We start from the raw sequence: 17,922 nt of genomic DNA on the forward strand, positions 1-17,922 counted from the left end.
TTGCTTAGAAAATTTTCATCGCTATACATAACTTGTTTACATATTTGCTTCGCTAGACGAGATATTTTTTGGTTGAGCAGATTGTACAGCTTTGCTTGAGATTGCTAAAACAAATAAACAACTAATACTAATTAAAACTCCGTCCAATATTAGTGGAGCTCCCCAGCTGCCTGTGCTGTCTCTTAAATATCCTGATACGACTGGCGACAATACGGCGCCAATTTCTGCTATCAGATTCAGCATGCCAAATGCCCCGCCTTGTTTGCCTTCCGGCGCCAATTCCGCATTTAAGGCATGTGAAACCGGCTGCAATGCAAAAAAGAATAATCCTGATATAAATAAAATGATTGACGTAATAATCGGGCTGCTATTTTCCGTTTGAATATACCAAGCAAAAACAAATATTGAAACAGCTAAAAGAAAAGTTAAAAGCGCTAATACATTTCTGCGGCCGTTCGGTCTATCAGCTAACAGGTCAGAAATTTTTCCGCCAAGCGGGAACCCGATAACCCCTGCTACTGCGTTAAATGAAGCTACTGCTGCTGCGGCAACTAGTGCTCCGCCGCCAAATTCTTGGACAATTGCCGTAGACCAGAATCCATACAACCATAAATGCCATAAAATCGGCAGGAAAGATAGATAAAGGAAAAACAGGTCTTTATTCATAATCAAAGGGTGCACTTCTGATTTTTTTGTTACATAAAGATATATGATCAATATGGGGGCTAAACTAGCCAAAATAAAAGCTATGACAATCGATGAGAGCCCTAATTTTGTTGATGTGAAGTATATAGCCATGATGATAACCAAAAACACAAGTGAATAAATACTTAAGTGATATAACGATTTTCCGTAAAATTCCTTCACACCAGGTGAATTTGGATCTGCTGATTGTATCAATTTTTTATCAGGCTTCATAAATTTAAACATAAGAACAGCAACGATTAAAGTAATGAATCCCATGAATAGAAAAGGAACTCTCCAAGCCTCATATCCCATTAGAGGAACAAAAGCTTCCAGAAGAAGAGGTGTACCGATTGTTGCCAACGTTAAGCCGATAGACAGACCAGTAATAACAACTCCCATTCCTAAGCCCATTTTTTCCGGAGGAGTGTTGAAAGCAATATAGGATCTGTCATTTGAATAAAGGATTCCTTCACCTAATCCAAGTAATACACGGAATAAAACAAACATGACGAGACCGCCTGATAAGCCTGTGAAAAAAGTGGCGACGGCTGCCCACAAAATACTTAATATAATAATAGGGCGGTATCCAAATTTATCTCCCAAGTTTCCTCCAGGAAATTGGTTTAACATAAATCCGGCAAAAAACAAACTGCCTATTAAACCCCCAAATTCATGAGGATTCGGGACATCTGAAAAAAATGATATTTTATGTTCTATCATCCAAGTAACAATTGGGCCTGTCGCAGTTCTGTCGATATAAGAAACAACCCATCCTAGGAACAACATTCCCCATATTGTATGGTACCTTTCCCATTTTTTCATTATCATTTTCACTCCTATCTAGATTTAAAATTTAACACAACTTTTAGATAGCGCTTACATAAAAGGGCAAAAAGAAATAGAAAATGCTGCTGGTTGAATATAAGATCAATTGGATGCTGATTTTCTATATTTCGGACGATGTGCGATGAAAGGAATATAAAATTTTTTAGACTACATTCTTGATGATTCCATCTAGTTTTGAACTTTCTCCGCAGCTTTAAAGTTTTGTACTTTCCGCTATTCCCAATGAGTTCAAATTTTAAATGCTTTTTGCTCCCGCTTTTTAAACTGTGGAATGGTTTTTTTCCTCTCTCATTTGATTTTCTTGACTAATAGCGGGCAAATATACATCTAAAACAGCGGAACGGCCAGACTTGACAGTTTTTATTGCTTCATTCAGAGCCTCTTTCAGCTCATGAGGGTTTTCTATTTTTCTTGCATAGGCGCCACCTGCAGCTTCTGCAATTTTCGAAAGATCAGCATGAGGAGTGAAATCTACGAAAAATTGATTCGTTTCATTTGCGATCCCATTCGGATGAACAGCTAAGGTTGACAGTTTCGGAGATTTCCAACCGCGATTATTATAAATTACGGTTAAAAATGGCGCGTCATATTTTTGCGATATCCAATGAACGCTCGAAGGGACGCTAAACAGATAAGATCCATCTCCAGTAAGGCTGATCACTGTTTTAGACGGGTCTGCCAGTTTTGCTCCTATCGCTGCTCCGCCGTTCCATCCAAGTCCGCCTCCGCCGCTGCCAAAAATAGAACCTGGTTTGGTCATTTGCAAATGGGTATATAATGTTTGGAAATTTGAAATGCCTTCATTGACAATAATCGTGTTTTCATCGCACACTTCCCGTATGCAGGCAGTTAAATACTCAGGCGTGATAATGTCGTCAAAAAATTGTTCAGCTTTTTTCCATTCTTCACGCTGAGCTTTATGATATTTTTCTATTTGTTTTCTCCTTTCATTTACTTGCAAGCTGTCAATGTCAGCGTTTTTAATCACTTCGTTCAACTGGTGCAAGGCCGTTTCGGCATCAGCTGCGAAAAAACGTTTTGATGGGATATACCATAATGTCATCCCTTCCTTCAGCGGATCTTCATCAATATAGTAAATCGTACAATTTGGCGATGGTTTATTATTCACTGGAATCCAAGGAACATCACTGTCAATGACCATTATAAAATCTGCTTTTTCGATTAAATCGTTTTGTGTTGAAGTATTCCACTGATATCCGCAATGAAGCGGGTGATCAGATGGAAAGTTCATATAGTTTGGCACTGACTCTAAAACAGGTATCGCAAGTTTTTCACAAAATTGAACGAGTTCTTTCACCGCTTGTTTGTTTTTGCCAATATATGACGTGACAATGAGCGGATTATTTGCTGCCAGTAAATCTTTCACTAAAGGATCTATTTCTTGCGGTGCCAGTGCACGCGCTGCAATTGGTCTCCATTGCTCAGGATGAATTTCTACTTTTTCTACTTCCTCCTCCAAAACTTCTCTAGCGCTCGTCAAATATACGGGTCCTTTCGGGCTGCTTTGAGCAATTTGCAGTGCACGATGGACAATTTGTTTTACATTTTTCCCGGTGCGAATCTCATGAGTATACTTCATGTAACCCCTTACAATTCCGGGCTGATCGGGAACATCCTGAATCCAGTGAATAAATTCGTTCCTGCTTCCCCGAAGCTCCCCTTCTTGAGTATATGGAGAAGTTCCGGCAAAAATGAGGACAGGCACCCGACCTTTCCAAGCATTGTGAATGGCAGCGCCAAGGTTTTGCGTGCCGCATTCAACATGCACTAAAACAGCTTGAGGTTTCCCGCTTACTTGAGCATATCCATGTGCAGCGCTTAAGGCAACCATTTCATGTGGACAAGTAATGATTTTCGGAAAATCAATTCCCTCTTTTTCAGCTTCGGCAAGGGCTTCAATAATGGCAGGGTGATCGCTTCCTAGATTTGAAAAAATAAAGGAAACATCAGCTTCTTGTAACGCTTCTAAAAGTGCCTTGCTTGTCGTATATCGGCTGGTCAAACAACACACACCCTTTCAACATAATTTAGATAATTAATACTAGTCAGATAATTCCGTAATCAGAATTGTACTTGAAAAGAAAAGATAGTACAATACTATAATAACTATCATAATAATAGAAAATATCTATAGAAAGGAGCTATAAAATGGAGTTCCGTCTTTTGCAATATTTTGCAATATTGAGTCAAGAGCTGCATTTTACGAAAGCTGCAGAAAAGCTGGGGATTACGCAACCAACATTAAGCCAGCAAATTCGCCTTCTTGAAAACAGTCTTGATACAGTTCTTTTTCGAAGAATGGGGAAAAAAATTGAATTAACGGAAAGCGGAGAGATTTTACTTGAACATGTGAAAAAAATTTTTTCTGAAATTGATCAAGCAAAAATTAAAATACATGAATTAAAAGGATTGAATCGCGGCCATTTAAAAATCGGATGTGTTGGCAATCATCTTCTTTATTCTTCCTTGCTTACGTTTCACTCACAGTTTCCAAATATAAAACTCTCTGTTTACGATCTAAAAACGGAAGAAACGTTAGAAAAAATAGTCAAGTCTGAGCTCGATATAGGGATTGTCTATTTACCAGTTCATCATCCGCAAGTAGAGGTTATTAAATGGTTTTCATTAGAGTTTTTTGCCATTGTATCCCTTGATCATCCTTTAGCTGAAAAAAATTTAATATATTTGGAAGAGCTTCAATCGTACCCGATCTTTTTATTGCCCGAGCAATATGTTCTTAGACAGACGATCGATTCATTTTGTAATAAAGAAGGCATTAAGTTAAACCCAATTGTGGAATTGTCGGATACGTATTCGTTGTTAAAGATGACGCTTTTACATAACGGAATTACGATCCTGCCAAAGCTTTATGTTGAAAACAGCCCGGAGTTTTCTGTCAAGCTTTTGAAAATTGCAGACGAACTTCCGCGTAAAGAGGTTGCAATTATTTATCGAAAAGGTCTTCTTTCTTCCACTGCCATTCGAACATTTATCCAGCAGCTGACAAGGAGATGACTCATTTTAATTTTTAAATAGGTAAAATATTGGATTTGCTTTCAAAGGAAGGTAGGGATAGAATCTATACGTATACATTTTTTAATAGAGGAGCGAATAACAATTGGATTTATTTTCAGTTGGTATATCTATTTCATCTGACGCCATCATTGCCTTATTAAAAATTATTGCAATCGATATTATTTTATCCGGCGATAACGCAGTTGTAATTGCAATGGCAACGAGAAATCTGCCGAAAGAACAGCAAAACAGAGCTATATTCTGGGGGACTGGAGGTGCGGTCGCATTACGGATTTTGTTTGCATCCGTTATTGTTGTCCTGTTGAAAATCCCATTTGTCAACATTGTCGGCGGATTTTTGCTGCTTTGGATTGCTTATAAAGTTTTGGTAGATGACGGAGAAGCTGCGCATGTCCAATCTCAAAGCAGTCTGCTTAAAGCTATTCAAACGATCATTCTTGCAGATGCCGTCATGAGTTTGGATAATGTGGTTGCAGTAGCAGGTGCGGCACACGGCCATATCGGCATGATTGCGGTTGGAGTTTTGATCAGTATTCCAATTATGATTTTTGGATCAAAAGCGATCGTAAAATTAATGAACAAATTTCAATGGATTGTATATGTTGGATCTGGAATTTTAGCTTGGACCGCCGGTGAGATGATCTTTAAGGATAAGCATATTGAACAATGGTTTCACATCCAAAACTTGTGGATCGAATATTTACTTATCGGAATTATGACATTGATTGTGTTAGCGATCGGTTATGAGAAAAATAAGCGTGCAGAGAAAGAAAATAAATTGCAGCATAGTGCTTAGCAGGCGGCTGTTGAAACGGCGCCTGTTTTTTTATGAAAAGAAATTCCACGTTTTAATAGATTTAGTTATGTCTAAAATTTTTGTTATCGGAAAATATGCACACTTCTGTAAAATGACGGTTTCTTTTGCAACAGCTCTAATTTGCATGTAAATTCGAGAGTTCGTTCTTTGTGTATAAGCATTCATCGTCCAGAGAAGGTGAGTGCTTTTTTATTTTATCCACAGATATTTCAGACAATTCACTACTTATACACATTATCCATACTGTTTTTGTGGATATTATGTAACTGTTGGAGCTTAAGAAGCTGGATTTTTTCCATAAAATCCTACTATGAATGTGGATAACTATAGTAATTGTTAACAATTTGTGAAATATTTCACAAATATATTGAAGTTAAATTCAGAAAATTATATATTGAAATTGAAGAGGTTAGTGAAATATTTCACAAACTTCTTCGAAAAATAAAAGTGAAAAAACAAACAAAGGAGATGGTTGAAGATGGAATGGCTGAAAGGTCCAAAAATGGCGGTTGTCTGGGCGGCTCTTAGAATTTGGCTCGGTTATCAATGGTTTGTCGCGGGAGTCGAAAAGCTGGGTGGATTTGATGCGACAGGATTTTTAAAAGGGGCGATTGCTAAAGCAACCGGAGAACATCCGGCCGTTCAAGGATGGTATGCAGCGTTCCTTGAAAACTTTGCTCTTCCGAATGTAGAACTTTTTAATTTTATTATTCCAATTGGAGAAGTGTTAGTTGGCATCGGACTGATTTTGGGATTGTTTACAACTCCTGCATTAATTGCTGGTGCGTTTATGAACTTGAATTTTATGTTAGCTGGAACAACAAGCACGAATCCGATTATGTACACTGAAGCAATCATTTTAATGGCAGTAGGCGCAGCTGCGTATTATTGGGGAGCTGATCGGTTTATCCTGCCGTATTTGAGAGATAAATTTACAAACAAAAAATTCAATCAACAAGCAAATGTTTAAATGCAGCAATCATCTTGACTTTTAAAAATTTTTGAAACATAATTTTAAAAAAAGTATATTTTCGGCGTTGAAAGGGGCCAGTAAATAGACTTTAGGCGAAAAAGAGAGTGAAACCCTATGGCTGAAAGGTTTCATCGCTGATAAGCTATTGAACCTACCCCTGGAGCTGTCAGGCTCATAACCTGACCGTATCCTTCGTTACAGGCTAAAGGGAGCACTAAACTAGTGCTAAAAAAGGTGGTACCGCGGATATAGACTCATATTCGTCCTTTTTCGAAAGGATGATATGAGTCTTTTTTATGACTGTCAAGCAATGAAGAGGTGTTTTTTAGTGAGGAAAAAGCGAGTGGTCGTAAAAATAGGAAGCAGTTCTTTAACAGATGACAACGGGGGACTCAGTAAAGAAAAGCTGCACGAGCATGTTGAAGCGATTGCTAAATTGAAGGAAGCAGGGTATGAAGTAATTTTAATTTCGTCAGGAGCGGTATCAGCAGGGTATGGAGATCTTGGATATCCTTCCAGGCCTGTGACAATTAGAGGAAAACAGGCGGCTGCGGCAGTGGGTCAAGGGCTGCTTATCCAGGCTTATACAGAAGCATTTAAAAAATACGGCATTGTATGTGCCCAGCTTTTGATGACAAGGAGCAATTTTCAGCATAAAGAGCAATATCAAAACGCATACGCCACCTTATCGGAGCTTCTAAAGCGGCAAGTGCTCCCGATCATCAATGAAAATGATTCGGTTTCGATTGAGGAATTGACGTTTGGAGACAACGATATGCTGTCAGCTCTTGTGAGCGGATTATTGCATGCCGATTTTCTTATTATTTTGACGGATATTAACGGTTTATATGAAGAAGATCCTACCAAAAATCCGAATGCGAAACGATTTGATTTTTTGCCGGAAGTAACAGATGAATTAATTGAACAAACAGAGGCAACATCCGGTTCGAAAGTTGGAACAGGTGGCATGAAATCAAAGCTCATGGCGGCAAAAACGGCACTTGCCCTCGGTGTATCCGTATTTATCGGGAAAGGTCAAGGAAAAGAGAAATTAATCGAAATTTTAAATGGGAACGGTGACGGAACATATATTGGCAAAAACGATTTAAGTGCTGTTCGTAATTCAAAAGCATGGATTGCTCTTCATTCGATCATATCTGGTGATGTGGAAGTCGATGATGGAGCAGTAGCGGCTATTTTGAAGGAAGGGAAATCGCTCCTTCCTGCTGGCGTTAAGCGTGTCAGCGGCAACTTTCAATCCGGAGACGTGGTGCAAATTTTAAACAAGGAACAAAAGCTGATCGGAAAAGGCATAGTCAATTATTCATCTGAAGAATTAAAAGAAATTATGGGCATGCCGAGTCAAAAAGCGATGGAAATGACAAAGCGCATACATCCTGAAGTGGTTCACCGTGATCAATTTGTAGCGATAACGAGTAAGGAGATGATGATATGAGTGAAGTGTTGACAAAAGGGAAGCTGGCAAAAGAAGCTGCTGCCAAGCTGGTTGCAAAGACTACTGAAGAAAAAAACAACGCATTATCAATCATCGCTGAACAATTGCAAAAAGAAACGCCTTATATTTTAAAAGAAAATGAAAAAGACATTGAAAACGGGAAAGCGAATGGTTTATCCGACGCTCTAATTGACCGTCTTCTTTTAAACGAAGAACGAATTAACGGAATGATTGAATCGTTAAGACAATTGATTTATTTGCAAGATCCAGTTGGGGAAGTGCTGGAAAGCTGGACTCGTCCGAACGGTTTACAAATCGAAAAAGTTCGGGTGCCGCTCGGAGTTGTTGGGATGATTTACGAAGCCAGACCAAATGTGACAATTGATGCCTCAAGCCTTTGCTTAAAAACAGGGAACGCTGTTCTTCTTCGCGGCAGCTCATCCGCATTGCATTCAAATATGGCGATCGTAAAGGTGATACGAGAGGCGTTAGAAAAAGCGAATTTTCCTGCCGACAGTGTACAGCTTCTGGAAGATACCAGCAGGGAAACGGCAGCGGAAATGTTCAAATTAAATGATTATTTAGATGTGTTAATTCCTCGCGGAGGGAAAAATCTGATTAAAACAGTTGTTGAAAATTCATCTGTCCCTGTGTTAGAAACGGGCGCAGGCAATTGTCATGTGTTTATTGATGAATCAGCAGACAAAAAGATGGCGATTGATATAACTGTAAACGCAAAAACACAAAGACCTTCCGTCTGCAATGCAGCCGAAACTCTTCTCATCCATGAAAATTGGAATAAGGAGTATATTCGCGAGCTCATTGAAAAGCTCGAGGAGAAAAATGTGGAGTTGCGTGTCGATCAAGCATTGTACAATGAATTCCCGCATTTGAAATTAGCGACAGAAGAAGATTGGGAAACGGAATATTTAGATTATACAATGGCGGTGAAACTTGTTTCGAATGTAGATGAAGCAATCGATCATATTAATCGTTACGGAACAAACCATTCTGAGGCAATTATCACAGAAAATGCCGCAAATGTAGAAAAGTTTTTCAAATTAGTTGATTCCGCAGCTCTTTACCACAACGCATCGACGCGCTTTACAGACGGATTTGAATTTGGGTTTGGCGCAGAAATCGGGATCAGCACGCAAAAGCTCCATGCCAGAGGACCGATGGGACTCCCTGCACTGACTTCTACAAAATATATTATTAAAGGAAGCGGACAGATTAGAGAATAAGAAATGATAAAAAAATGGAAGCAGACATCTTGATTCGTTCGGATGTCTTCTTCCAATTTTTTTATGCTTCCTTCAATCTGCTTTCTTCGTCTGTCATGAAACCGTTTCGTTTTGTATACAGTGTGTACATATCCTTTGAAATTTCAAAGATGTTGTATAAGTTTTTGTTTTCAATATGGGGAAGCTGACGAGATTCATCGGCAAGGGAGACATATGGAAGCTTCTGCGCGGCTTTCATGGAACGTTCATTGTCTTTCCGTATTTTCATAAAGATCGTTTGAATTCCAAATTCATAAAAAATCTCTTGAAAAAAAGCGTCCTTAGCAAGCTGATTATATCCTTTACCATGGTACGGCTTGCCGAGCCAAGTTCCGAGAAATCCAGTTTGATCAAAAATATCATACAAGCTGATTGTTCCAATAGGAGAGCCCCATTCATCCAAAATGGTGCGGGAAATTAATTCCCCTCGTTCCTCTGCTTCAATCAACTGTTTTGTTATAAACATGTATTCTTCAATCGACGTTGCTTTATGACGAACATAAGGGAAGACCTCTGGATGAACCATAAGTTCGAACAACTCTTGACAATCCGCTAGATCACGTTTTTTTAACATGCTCATCCTCCTCTATCAACGAGGGCGGTTACCACGAAATCTAACGGATCCCACCCTCGAAATTTTTATTTATCAAGTAAAAATTTCGGGGTGGGAATCGAACCCACTAGAACCGGTCAAAAGACCGGTGGCGCACCATTTGCCTTCCCTTAAAAACAAATAAATTTAATTGTCAGCATTTCTTCTAGTATCATACTTGATTTCTATGGAAAAGAAAACAAAAAATTTGTAAAAAGATTATTAAGAAAATTTTACTTTTTTCTTACTACTTTAAGAGTTTCTATAAGCAGTGAATAGGACAAAATTACAATATTTTCTTTGACGATATTTTTTTCCTATTGCTTTGATGCAATAACAATGAGGACCGCATTTCCTGACTGAAGCAGATTTGCCTGCTGCCAGCAAAATATTTAGAAATCATAATAAGAACGGTTGAATTTTGCTTCATAGTTTTATAGCATCAACGGCTAGAAAAGTCAGCAAAACGTTCCTTACAAGCTGAAAAATCTATTGTTACAGTATTCATACACTTTCATGCTTAAAACTTCCATTTATTTATTTTTTCTATGGTACTATAAAAATGAGGTGTCTGTACATGTTTATTGTAAAAATAGAAGTTCAACCTAAAAAGAAAAATCGTTTTAATATTTACGTCGATAGAGGAAACGGTGAAATATTTGCTTTTAGCGTCGGGGAAGATGTTTTAATTAAGCACGGGCTAAGAAAAGGGATGGAGCTTGATGAGCTGGATATAGATGCGATTTTGCACGAGGATCAAATAAAAGCAGCATTCAACAAAGCTTTAACTTTTCTTGGCTATCGAATGAGATCGGAAAAAGAGGTCCGTGACCATCTTGTAAGTCAAGGTATAGATGAGAGGGTTATTGAACGTGTAATGGTTGAGCTTCAATTAAAAAATTATGTAAATGACAAGGAGTTTGCGGAAGCCTTTGTAAGAACGCAAATGAAAACCACTTTGAAAGGGCCCGGCATAATAAAAGCAGAACTGGGACAAAAAGGGATTGAGAACGATTTGATAGAAGCAGCTCTTCATCATTTCACGACAGAAAGACAAATAGAAGCAGCGTATAAATTAGCTGAAAAGCAATTGGGAAAAAAAGCGAACATATCTATGTCGCAGCTAAAGCAAAAAATAGAGCAGACAATGTTTAGGAAAGGTTTTTCATCCGAAGTGATTCAAGCTGTTTTAGAGATGCTGCCTTTACATGAACGTCATGACCAAGAATGGGAAGCATTATTAATACAAGGCGAAAAAGGGAAAAAAAAGTATTCCCATCTAGATATGTACACATATCGTCAAAAGCTTGCGCAATTTTTATATCGAAAAGGTTTTTCGCAAGAACTTATTCAGCAATATTTGCAAAAACACTTAGAGAAAAGCGAGGAATAGGAAATGGAAAAACGGTACAGTGAAATGACGGAATACGAGCTAAAAAATGAAATTGCCCGATTAAAAGAAAAAGCGCGCAAAGCGGAACAGCACGGAATGATCAACGAATATGCTGTCCTGGAAAGGAAAATTGCTATGGCAAAAGCATATATGTTGAATCCTGACGATTTTCCGCCAGGTGAGACGTATGAAATCGATGGAGCTCCTGGTGAATATTTCAAAGTTGAATATTTAAAAGGAGTCTTCGCTTGGGGGTATCGGTTATCATCTCCTTTAAAGGAGGAAGCACTGCCGATATCGATGTTGATTAAAAAAAGTAATATAAATGAGAAATAAGTCGAGAACGAAAAATGAAGGAAGTTGGGGAAAAGAGTGGCCGTTGATTTCTTTCAATCGTTTTTTTCTTCCTGTTCGTGGCTATGCTTCCTCGCGCCTAACTTTGCATTATGGTTATCAAACTGAATACTCTCTCAATTGACCTTGAAAGGATACGGATTTCGTTTTTAGCTTGAAATCTTTTGTTAACAAATAGTATCAAAAAATAAGGCGAATAATGGAAATTTGTTTACTCAAGCAATGTTGAAGCTAAATATTTTCTTTATTAAATTTAATCGAGGAAATCATAGTTGAGTTTTGAATCTAGGCGATTATTTTTAAAAATTAAAAAAGGTCTGTATAAACAAGATCATGCCAAATAATGGCATGATCTCGTATTATTTATTTATGAACGTTTTCGCATTTCGTTTTCCAAAATGATTAAGCTTTGGGTTTGCTGGGTTTCCCCGTTTACTTGACGGAATGAATGTTTCGGTTTTCCCCAAGCTCCTAAAAATTCGTTTTTCTGCTTTTTTGATAAGGATGATCGGTTAGTGTCCATTAGTAAACACCTCTTGAAAGGTCAATGGTTATGAAAAATTTTTATCCCGTTCTCCTGAAGCTTTCATCCTCTCTTGAGGGTGTGTGTTAATGGTTCCATTCGCACGACGTGACGCGAATTCCGCTTTAGCACGTGGCTCACCGTCAAATTTTTCATGCTGCGGAAATCCTTTTGCTTTATTGCGCATCGCAGATCCTCCAAGGAGAAAAAAATTTGCGCTATTGGACGCGCATAAATAGTATTTGCTTATTAGAAGCCAATATAAAAGAAAATTAAGGAAATGTCATAATCAATCAATTAGCGGTTTAAGTTTTTTCTTCATTCTTTTTTTACTGAAAATCCAACCTGTGTACGAACGAACAATGTTGAGGTCTTTATCGAGCTGTGCAACTGCTACAAAGGGATAATGACCTTTGCTGAAATAACGCAAGTCAATCAAACGGATTTCGGTATAATCAAGCTGCTCTTTTATTTGCCAATGGAAAACAGGGGAAAAATGCAAAAATGCTGAAATATTCCGGTCTTTTTTTGCGGCTTCCATTGCAGGGTGATTCGGCAGCTCTTTGCGCTCAAATTGGTCGACGATTTGAATTTCGGTAAAATTTGAATATGCAACGTAATAATGTTCTTTTGTCACAATGACGAGCTGCCACTTGCGGAATTTCATTGTTGGGTTAAATATGACGTTTTCAACATTTTTCCATCTGTTTAAGATTTTTTTCTTAATCGATCTTTGCATTAGAAGTCTAACGACATAATATAAAGCGATTATGCAATAAATAATTAAAAAGGTATAGCCCCCATGGGCGCCGGAAAGCCAAATGCCAATGCCGACAATATGAGCGATGAAGATAAACGAATCAAACGTATTAATTGTGCCCAGCGCAATCCACTTTTCAGAAAAAGGTCTGAGAGCTTGAGTGCCGTAGCCGTTGAAAATGTCGACAACAACATGAAGAACAACAGCTAATAACGTCCAAATCCATACATGGATGAGGCTGCTGCTTGGCATAAGAAAATGAATTGCTCCAGTGATCAACAGCGACCATAATAAAACTGCGGGAATTGAATGAGTTATTCCGCGATGATTTTTTAAATAAGCTGCATTATTTTTAAATTTAAGAACCGTATCAAGATCTGGTGCTTGTGAACCGATAATCGTGCCAACAAGAACTGCCTCGCTTGTCAGAAAGGAACCGCCGACAGCCGGATCCAAAGTTGCTAAGCCTCCCAATGCGATTCCCATGACGAAATGTGTACCTGTATCCAAAGCCATCCTCCTTAGCTGAAAAAACAATCGTTATGATGATATTTGAATTTTTTCCATTGAACGCAAAAAACATAAATTCATTTTTTCTTTCATGCCAAAAAAAAATAATGTACGATAAATTCATAAGTTCTTTTTAGTGTAACATATTTTGAAGTGCATAATGGAGGAAATATTGAAAAATGGGTCAATCACTGCAAAAAATTGAGAATTTCGATATTAAAACATTTCAGGAGGACCTGATCGGCTGGTATATACGGGAAAAAAGAGATTTGCCCTGGAGAAAGGACCAAGATCCATACAAAGTATGGGTATCTGAAATAATGCTTCAGCAAACACGGGTGGAAACGGTTATACCGTACTTTAACAATTTTATTAAAAAATTCCCGAATGTTGAGGCGCTGGCAAATGCGGATGAAGAAGAGGTTTTAAAGGCATGGGAAGGCCTAGGCTATTATTCGCGCGCCCGAAATTTGCACAGTGCAGTGAAAGAGGTGGCAGCAAAATACGGAGGAAAACTTCCGGATGACCCGAAGCAGCTTGGAAAATTAAAAGGAATTGGGCCTTATACGAAAGGAGCAATATTAAGCATTGCTTATAACAAGCCTGAGCCTGCTGTTGACGGCAATGTGATGAGAGTATTGTCAAGAATTTTACTGATTGAAGAAGATATAGCAAAGCCAAAAACAAGAAGAATATTTGAAGAAGCGGCTGCAAATCTTATTTCAAAAGAACGTCCTTCCGATTTTAATCAAGCATTAATGGAATTGGGAGCAATGGTTTGTACGCCGACTTCTCCGTCCTGTTTGCTTTGTCCTGTACAGGAGCATTGTCTTGCCTTTTCAGAAGGATTACAGGAAAAGCTGCCAGTAAAAACACGAAGCAAATCAACAAAGCAAGTTTCGATTGCTTGCGCGGTTTTAGTGCAAAACAACGATTTATATATTCATAAAAGACCTGACACAGGACTGCTTGCGAATTTGTGGGAATTTCCAAATTGCGAAGTTCGCACAAACAGAATTCCTAAAAGGATATATCTAGAAAATTTTTTGCGGGAAGAATACGGTGTTGAAGCGAAATTAAGCGAGCTAAAAGGAACGATTCAGCATGTTTTTTCCCATTTGACATGGAATATTAATGTTTATTTCGGCAAAGTTTGTAGCGATGAATCAATGAAAGAGCTTGAAAAAGTTTTCATCAAGGATATTGATCGATATGCTTTTCCTGTACCTCATCAAAAAATATTTGCTCTTTATAAGGAAAAAGCTGGCATACAAGTGGAGCCGTAATTCCATTGGGAAGTGAATGAAAATGCAATCGGCATGTACCGATTGCATCCATTATGTCTCAAAAATTGGTTTAATCAGTCTTTGTTAATACCGCCGCGCGCTTCAATTTCTTCTATAATTTCACGGTGAATGGTATGACCTTCTATATTCAGGTAAGGCATAATTTGTTGAAAGGCGCGGTGATAATGCTGAAGCTCCTCACTGCTCCAAGCTTGCTTCGAGATCATGGAGAGCTCTGTCATATCTCGTATAGGCAATTTACAAAAACTCCTTTTTATATGTTTTTCTATATCTATTCTTTGTTACGATAGAAATAACTATTCAATACATAAGGAGATGTAAAATATGAATGAAAAAGTAGCGCTTGTCACAGGATCTTCAAGAGGAATCGGCAAAGCTATTGCCTTGAGGCTTGCTGAAAAAGGGTATCACATCGTCATTAATTATGCTCGCAGCAAATCGAAAGCGATCGAAACCGCGGAAGAAATTGAACGTCTTGGTGTGAAAACGCTTGTGGTGAAGGCAAACGTCGGAAAACCAGAAAAAATAAAGGAAATGTTTGCAGAAATTGACAAAACGTTTGGACGGCTTGATATTTTAGTAAACAATGCAGCATCTGGAGTTTTACGCCCTCTAATGGAAATTGAAGAATCCCATTGGGATTGGACGATGGATATTAATGCAAAAGCACTTCTTTTTTGTGCGCAGGAAGCAGCAAAATTGATGGAAAAACACGGCGGCGGACACATCGTGAGCATCAGCTCTTTAGGGTCTATTCGCTATTTAAAAAATTACACGACAGTAGGGGTTTCTAAAGCAGCTCTTGAAGCTTTAACTAGATATTTAGCAGTTGAATTAGCACCGAAAAATATTGTAGTAAATGCGGTTTCCGGCGCAGCTGTCGATACGGATGCATTGACACATTTTCCGAACAGGGAGGAAATTTTAAACGAAGCAAAAGAAAAGACTCCGGCTGGAAGAATGATTGAAAAAGAGGATATCGTAAATGCAGTTGAATTTTTGCTCTCTGAAAAAGCTTTCATGATAAGAGGACAAACTTTGATCGTAGATGGAGGCATTTCCTTATTGCTGTAACTGCAAATTTTTTTGGATAAGTTTTTTCCCTCCTGGACATGATATATGACGTGGAGGTGAAAAATGATGGCAAAACAACAGCAAAACAAAACAAATGCTCAACAAGTGAGAAAGCAAAACCAACAATCAGCTCAAGGATTTGGAACAGAATTTGCTGCTGAAACAGATGCACAACAAGTAAGACAACAAAATCAACAATCTGAACAAAATAAACAACAAAATTCTTAACTATTAATTTTGAATGTTTCTTTTAAAAGAGCCAGGCAAAAAGCGGAGAACGTTTCAGCTCTCCGCTTTCTTTCATTAAAGGAAAAAAACATAGATGATGATCGCCAAAATGATCCGATAAATAGCAAATGGTGTAAGTTTAATGCGGTTGATCAACTGCAAAAAGAATCTTATGGCCAAAAGCGCGAAAATAAACGCACTGATGAATCCGGCGATAAAAAACGGCAGGACGTCGATCGTGAAATGCTCCCAATTTTTAATAAGAGAAAGACCGCTCGCCCCCGCCATTATCGGCACAGCCATAATAAACGTAAAATCGGAAGCTGCACGATGGCTTAAACCGGCTAAAACCCCGCCGGAAATCGTTGAACCGGAACGCGAAAAACCAGGCCAAAGGGAAATGCATTGGATGAGGCCGATGGTTAGCGCTTGTTTGTATGTAATTTGATCAACCGTTTCTGCTTTCGGTTTTCTTGGACCAAATAGGTCTGCTGCAATCATTAATAATGCCCCTAACACAAGGCCGACTAATACGCTATGAGCGGAAAACAAGTACGTATCAATATAGTCTTCAAATAAAAAACCTAAGACGGCAGCAGGAAGAAGTCCTGTGATGACAAGGCCAAGCGTTAATCTTTGACCGTTTTGATGCTGCATTTTCTTAATCTGTAATAAATCGAAAAAGCGATCTTTAAATACGATCACCGCTGCTAGTATTGATCCAAGCTGAATGACGACTTTAAAAGAGTTGGCGACAGGCTCTGAATATATTTCTTTAGATTTTAGAAGAATGTCATCAACAAGAATCATATGTCCAGTAGAAGAAACAGGGGCAAATTCCGTTAACCCTTCAACAATGCCTAAAATGACTGCTGTGATGATTTCCCACACGATATAGTAACTTCCTTTCTCTCAAAAAAAATCAAAGTTTGTAATGATTCAATCTTGTCAGATTGTACATAATGAATGAATGGAGAGTCAATAATAATTTTGACCTAAGCGTTCATACGACAAAACTTCTTAATTGTCTACATAACTTGTCAAAGGAATCAAGTGAAATAGTTAGAATATGTATCCATAAACATTTTATTAGGGAGGGATTCATTTGAATACATATAACCGCTTTGATCTGCTAGTTGGCGAACAGCTTGAAACGATGGATAAGCTTGTATCGCTTCAATCTAAAATAGAGCATTATCAACAAATGGAATTGGAATTTTTGAGACAAAATGATGATAAGAAATTGCGTTCTGTGCAAAAAGAAATTGAAAAAATGAAAAATGAGTTGATAGACATTCAAAAAACGTTTGAAAAGCAAACGGAAGAAGTTATTAAAATGTACCAAATCGAAATGTATGACTCGAGTCAGCCATTTTAGCGGCATGGCTCTTTTATTTTCTTTTTGAATATCAAACGTTATAATAAAGAAAAATGATTTTTTCGGATTTGAAGTGAACTGTTCATTAGAAAGTAGGGAACAAAATGGCGCTGCCAAAGGAAGGAGATATCATTCAAATACACAGTTATAAACATAATGGGTGCATTCATCGTGTTTGGGAGGAAACGACCGTTTTAAAAGGATCGCAAAACTGTATTATTGGCGGCAACGATCGAACAACGGTTACCGAAGCTGACGGCAGAACTTGGATTACAAGGGAGCCGGCGATTTGTTATTTTCATGCACGTCATTGGTTTAATGTAATTGGAATGATTCGTGGTGACGGCATTTATTATTATTGCAACATCAGTTCTCCTTTTGTTTGGGATAATGAGGCATTAAAGTATATTGATTATGATTTGGATATTAAAGTGTTCCCGGATATGACCTATACACTGTTAGATGAAGATGAATATGAACGGCATAAGAAATCAATGAAATATCCGCAAGTCATTGACCGTATCTTAAAGAATAATGTGAACAAATTAATTTATTGGATACGCGGTAGAAAAGGTCCGTTTTCCCCTGAATTTATCGATCAGTGGTATGAAAGATATTTAACATATTTATGATGGAAAAGTCTGTTGGAGTATCAACAGACTTTTCGCTTTGCATTGATCTGAA

The 17,922-nt window shown here is 38.1% G+C and carries 19 protein-coding genes, 1 pseudogene and 1 other annotated feature; of the genes and pseudogenes, 12 read left to right on the plus strand and 8 right to left on the minus strand.

Annotation, left to right across the window (positions count from 1 at the left end):
- Window positions 1-36 precede the first annotated feature (36 nt).
- Together NSQ94_RS03850 and NSQ94_RS03855 are read right to left on the minus strand one after the other, a co-directional pair.
- Window positions 37-1,509, minus strand: coding sequence for an MFS transporter (locus NSQ94_RS03850; RefSeq protein WP_339230188.1), 1,473 nt, complete (start codon window positions 1,507-1,509; stop codon window positions 37-39).
- Between the two features lie 283 nt (window positions 1,510-1,792).
- Window positions 1,793-3,556, minus strand: a complete 1,764-nt coding sequence (locus NSQ94_RS03855) for a thiamine pyrophosphate-requiring protein (protein WP_339230190.1) — start codon at window positions 3,554-3,556, stop codon at window positions 1,793-1,795.
- A gap of 146 nt (window positions 3,557-3,702) precedes the next feature.
- On the opposite strand from NSQ94_RS03855, the gene NSQ94_RS03860 reads away from it, so the two are divergent.
- The 5 genes from NSQ94_RS03860 to NSQ94_RS03880 all read left to right on the plus strand — a co-directional run bounded on the left by NSQ94_RS03860 (window position 3,703) and on the right by NSQ94_RS03880 (window position 9,080).
- A complete protein-coding gene (locus tag NSQ94_RS03860) occupies window positions 3,703-4,569 on the plus strand; it encodes a LysR family transcriptional regulator (protein WP_063386271.1) in 867 nt (288 codons plus the stop codon).
- Between the two features lie 103 nt (window positions 4,570-4,672).
- Window positions 4,673-5,386 carry a TerC family protein gene (locus NSQ94_RS03865; protein ID WP_235600384.1) on the plus strand — a complete coding sequence of 238 codons (714 nt, stop codon included), beginning with the start codon at window positions 4,673-4,675 and terminating at the stop codon, window positions 5,384-5,386.
- 499 nt (window positions 5,387-5,885) lie between these two features.
- Window positions 5,886-6,377 (plus strand): DoxX family membrane protein, encoded by a 492-nt coding sequence (locus NSQ94_RS03870; protein ID WP_066247308.1) that lies wholly within the window; start codon window positions 5,886-5,888, stop codon window positions 6,375-6,377.
- A 58-nt stretch (window positions 6,378-6,435) separates the two neighbouring features.
- Window positions 6,436-6,651, plus strand: a binding site (T-box leader).
- Window positions 6,652-6,708: 57 nt separating this feature from the next.
- The gene (proB, locus tag NSQ94_RS03875; protein ID WP_063386269.1) at window positions 6,709-7,836 is read left to right on the plus strand and encodes a glutamate 5-kinase; all 1,128 of its coding nucleotides are present in this window, start codon (window positions 6,709-6,711) and stop codon (window positions 7,834-7,836) included.
- Window positions 7,833-9,080, plus strand: a complete 1,248-nt coding sequence (locus NSQ94_RS03880) for a glutamate-5-semialdehyde dehydrogenase (RefSeq protein WP_339230192.1) — start codon at window positions 7,833-7,835, stop codon at window positions 9,078-9,080. The genes proB and NSQ94_RS03880 overlap by 4 nt, the downstream gene beginning before the upstream one ends.
- 61 nt (window positions 9,081-9,141) lie before the next feature.
- Here the strand turns inward: NSQ94_RS03880 and NSQ94_RS03885 are convergent, their stop codons facing one another.
- Window positions 9,142-9,693: a GNAT family N-acetyltransferase gene (locus NSQ94_RS03885; protein WP_063386267.1), complete on the minus strand. Its 552-nt coding sequence runs from the start codon at window positions 9,691-9,693 to the stop codon at window positions 9,142-9,144.
- Window positions 9,694-10,288: 595 nt separating this feature from the next.
- Here NSQ94_RS03885 and recX point away from each other — a divergent pair.
- Window positions 10,289-11,104, plus strand: a complete 816-nt coding sequence (gene recX, locus NSQ94_RS03890) for a recombination regulator RecX (RefSeq protein ID WP_339230194.1) — start codon at window positions 10,289-10,291, stop codon at window positions 11,102-11,104.
- A 3-nt stretch (window positions 11,105-11,107) separates the two neighbouring features.
- Window positions 11,108-11,440, plus strand: coding sequence for a YfhH family protein (locus NSQ94_RS03895; RefSeq protein WP_063386265.1), 333 nt, complete (start codon window positions 11,108-11,110; stop codon window positions 11,438-11,440).
- Between the two features lie 385 nt (window positions 11,441-11,825).
- Here NSQ94_RS03895 and NSQ94_RS03900 read toward each other — a convergent pair whose 3' ends face one another.
- The 3 genes from NSQ94_RS03900 to NSQ94_RS03910 form a co-directional block, all read right to left on the minus strand.
- On the minus strand, window positions 11,826-11,981 hold the full coding sequence (locus NSQ94_RS03900) for a YpzG family protein (protein ID WP_082829369.1): 156 nt from the start codon (window positions 11,979-11,981) through the stop codon (window positions 11,826-11,828).
- A gap of 28 nt (window positions 11,982-12,009) precedes the next feature.
- Window positions 12,010-12,168, minus strand: coding sequence for a small, acid-soluble spore protein K (locus NSQ94_RS03905; protein WP_066247293.1), 159 nt, complete (start codon window positions 12,166-12,168; stop codon window positions 12,010-12,012).
- A gap of 102 nt (window positions 12,169-12,270) precedes the next feature.
- Window positions 12,271-13,251: a metal-dependent hydrolase gene (locus NSQ94_RS03910; RefSeq protein ID WP_327848068.1), complete on the minus strand. Its 981-nt coding sequence runs from the start codon at window positions 13,249-13,251 to the stop codon at window positions 12,271-12,273.
- A 179-nt stretch (window positions 13,252-13,430) separates the two neighbouring features.
- Here NSQ94_RS03910 and mutY point away from each other — a divergent pair, with 179 nt between their 5' ends.
- Window positions 13,431-14,537, plus strand: a complete 1,107-nt coding sequence (gene mutY, locus NSQ94_RS03915; protein ID WP_144598207.1) for an A/G-specific adenine glycosylase — start codon at window positions 13,431-13,433, stop codon at window positions 14,535-14,537.
- A 74-nt stretch (window positions 14,538-14,611) separates the two neighbouring features.
- On the opposite strand, the gene NSQ94_RS03920 is transcribed toward mutY, so the two are convergent.
- Window positions 14,612-14,779, minus strand: a complete 168-nt coding sequence (locus NSQ94_RS03920) for a cytosolic protein (protein ID WP_094246379.1) — start codon at window positions 14,777-14,779, stop codon at window positions 14,612-14,614.
- A gap of 103 nt (window positions 14,780-14,882) precedes the next feature.
- Here NSQ94_RS03920 and fabL point away from each other — a divergent pair, with 103 nt between their 5' ends.
- Both fabL and NSQ94_RS03930 read left to right on the plus strand, forming a co-directional pair.
- Window positions 14,883-15,632, plus strand: coding sequence for an enoyl-[acyl-carrier-protein] reductase FabL (gene fabL, locus NSQ94_RS03925; protein WP_063386261.1), 750 nt, complete (start codon window positions 14,883-14,885; stop codon window positions 15,630-15,632).
- 84 nt (window positions 15,633-15,716) lie between these two features.
- A pseudogene (locus NSQ94_RS03930) lies at window positions 15,717-15,860 on the plus strand (gamma-type small acid-soluble spore protein); the annotation flags it as partial.
- A gap of 75 nt (window positions 15,861-15,935) precedes the next feature.
- Here NSQ94_RS03930 and NSQ94_RS03935 read toward each other — a convergent pair.
- A complete protein-coding gene (locus NSQ94_RS03935; protein ID WP_144598206.1) occupies window positions 15,936-16,751 on the minus strand; it encodes an undecaprenyl-diphosphate phosphatase in 816 nt (271 codons plus the stop codon).
- A gap of 214 nt (window positions 16,752-16,965) precedes the next feature.
- Between NSQ94_RS03935 and NSQ94_RS03940 the strand changes: the two genes are divergently transcribed.
- Both NSQ94_RS03940 and NSQ94_RS03945 read left to right on the plus strand, forming a co-directional pair.
- A complete protein-coding gene (locus NSQ94_RS03940) occupies window positions 16,966-17,238 on the plus strand; it encodes a YgaB family protein (protein WP_232515610.1) in 273 nt (90 codons plus the stop codon).
- A gap of 104 nt (window positions 17,239-17,342) precedes the next feature.
- The gene (locus NSQ94_RS03945; RefSeq protein ID WP_063386259.1) at window positions 17,343-17,870 is read left to right on the plus strand and encodes a DUF402 domain-containing protein; all 528 of its coding nucleotides are present in this window, start codon (window positions 17,343-17,345) and stop codon (window positions 17,868-17,870) included.
- The last annotated feature ends 52 nt before the right edge of the window (window positions 17,871-17,922 follow it).

The sequence above is a fragment of the Aeribacillus sp. FSL K6-2833 genome, assembly GCF_037965815.1.
Taxonomy (GTDB): Bacteria; Bacillota; Bacilli; order Bacillales; family Aeribacillaceae; genus Aeribacillus; species Aeribacillus composti.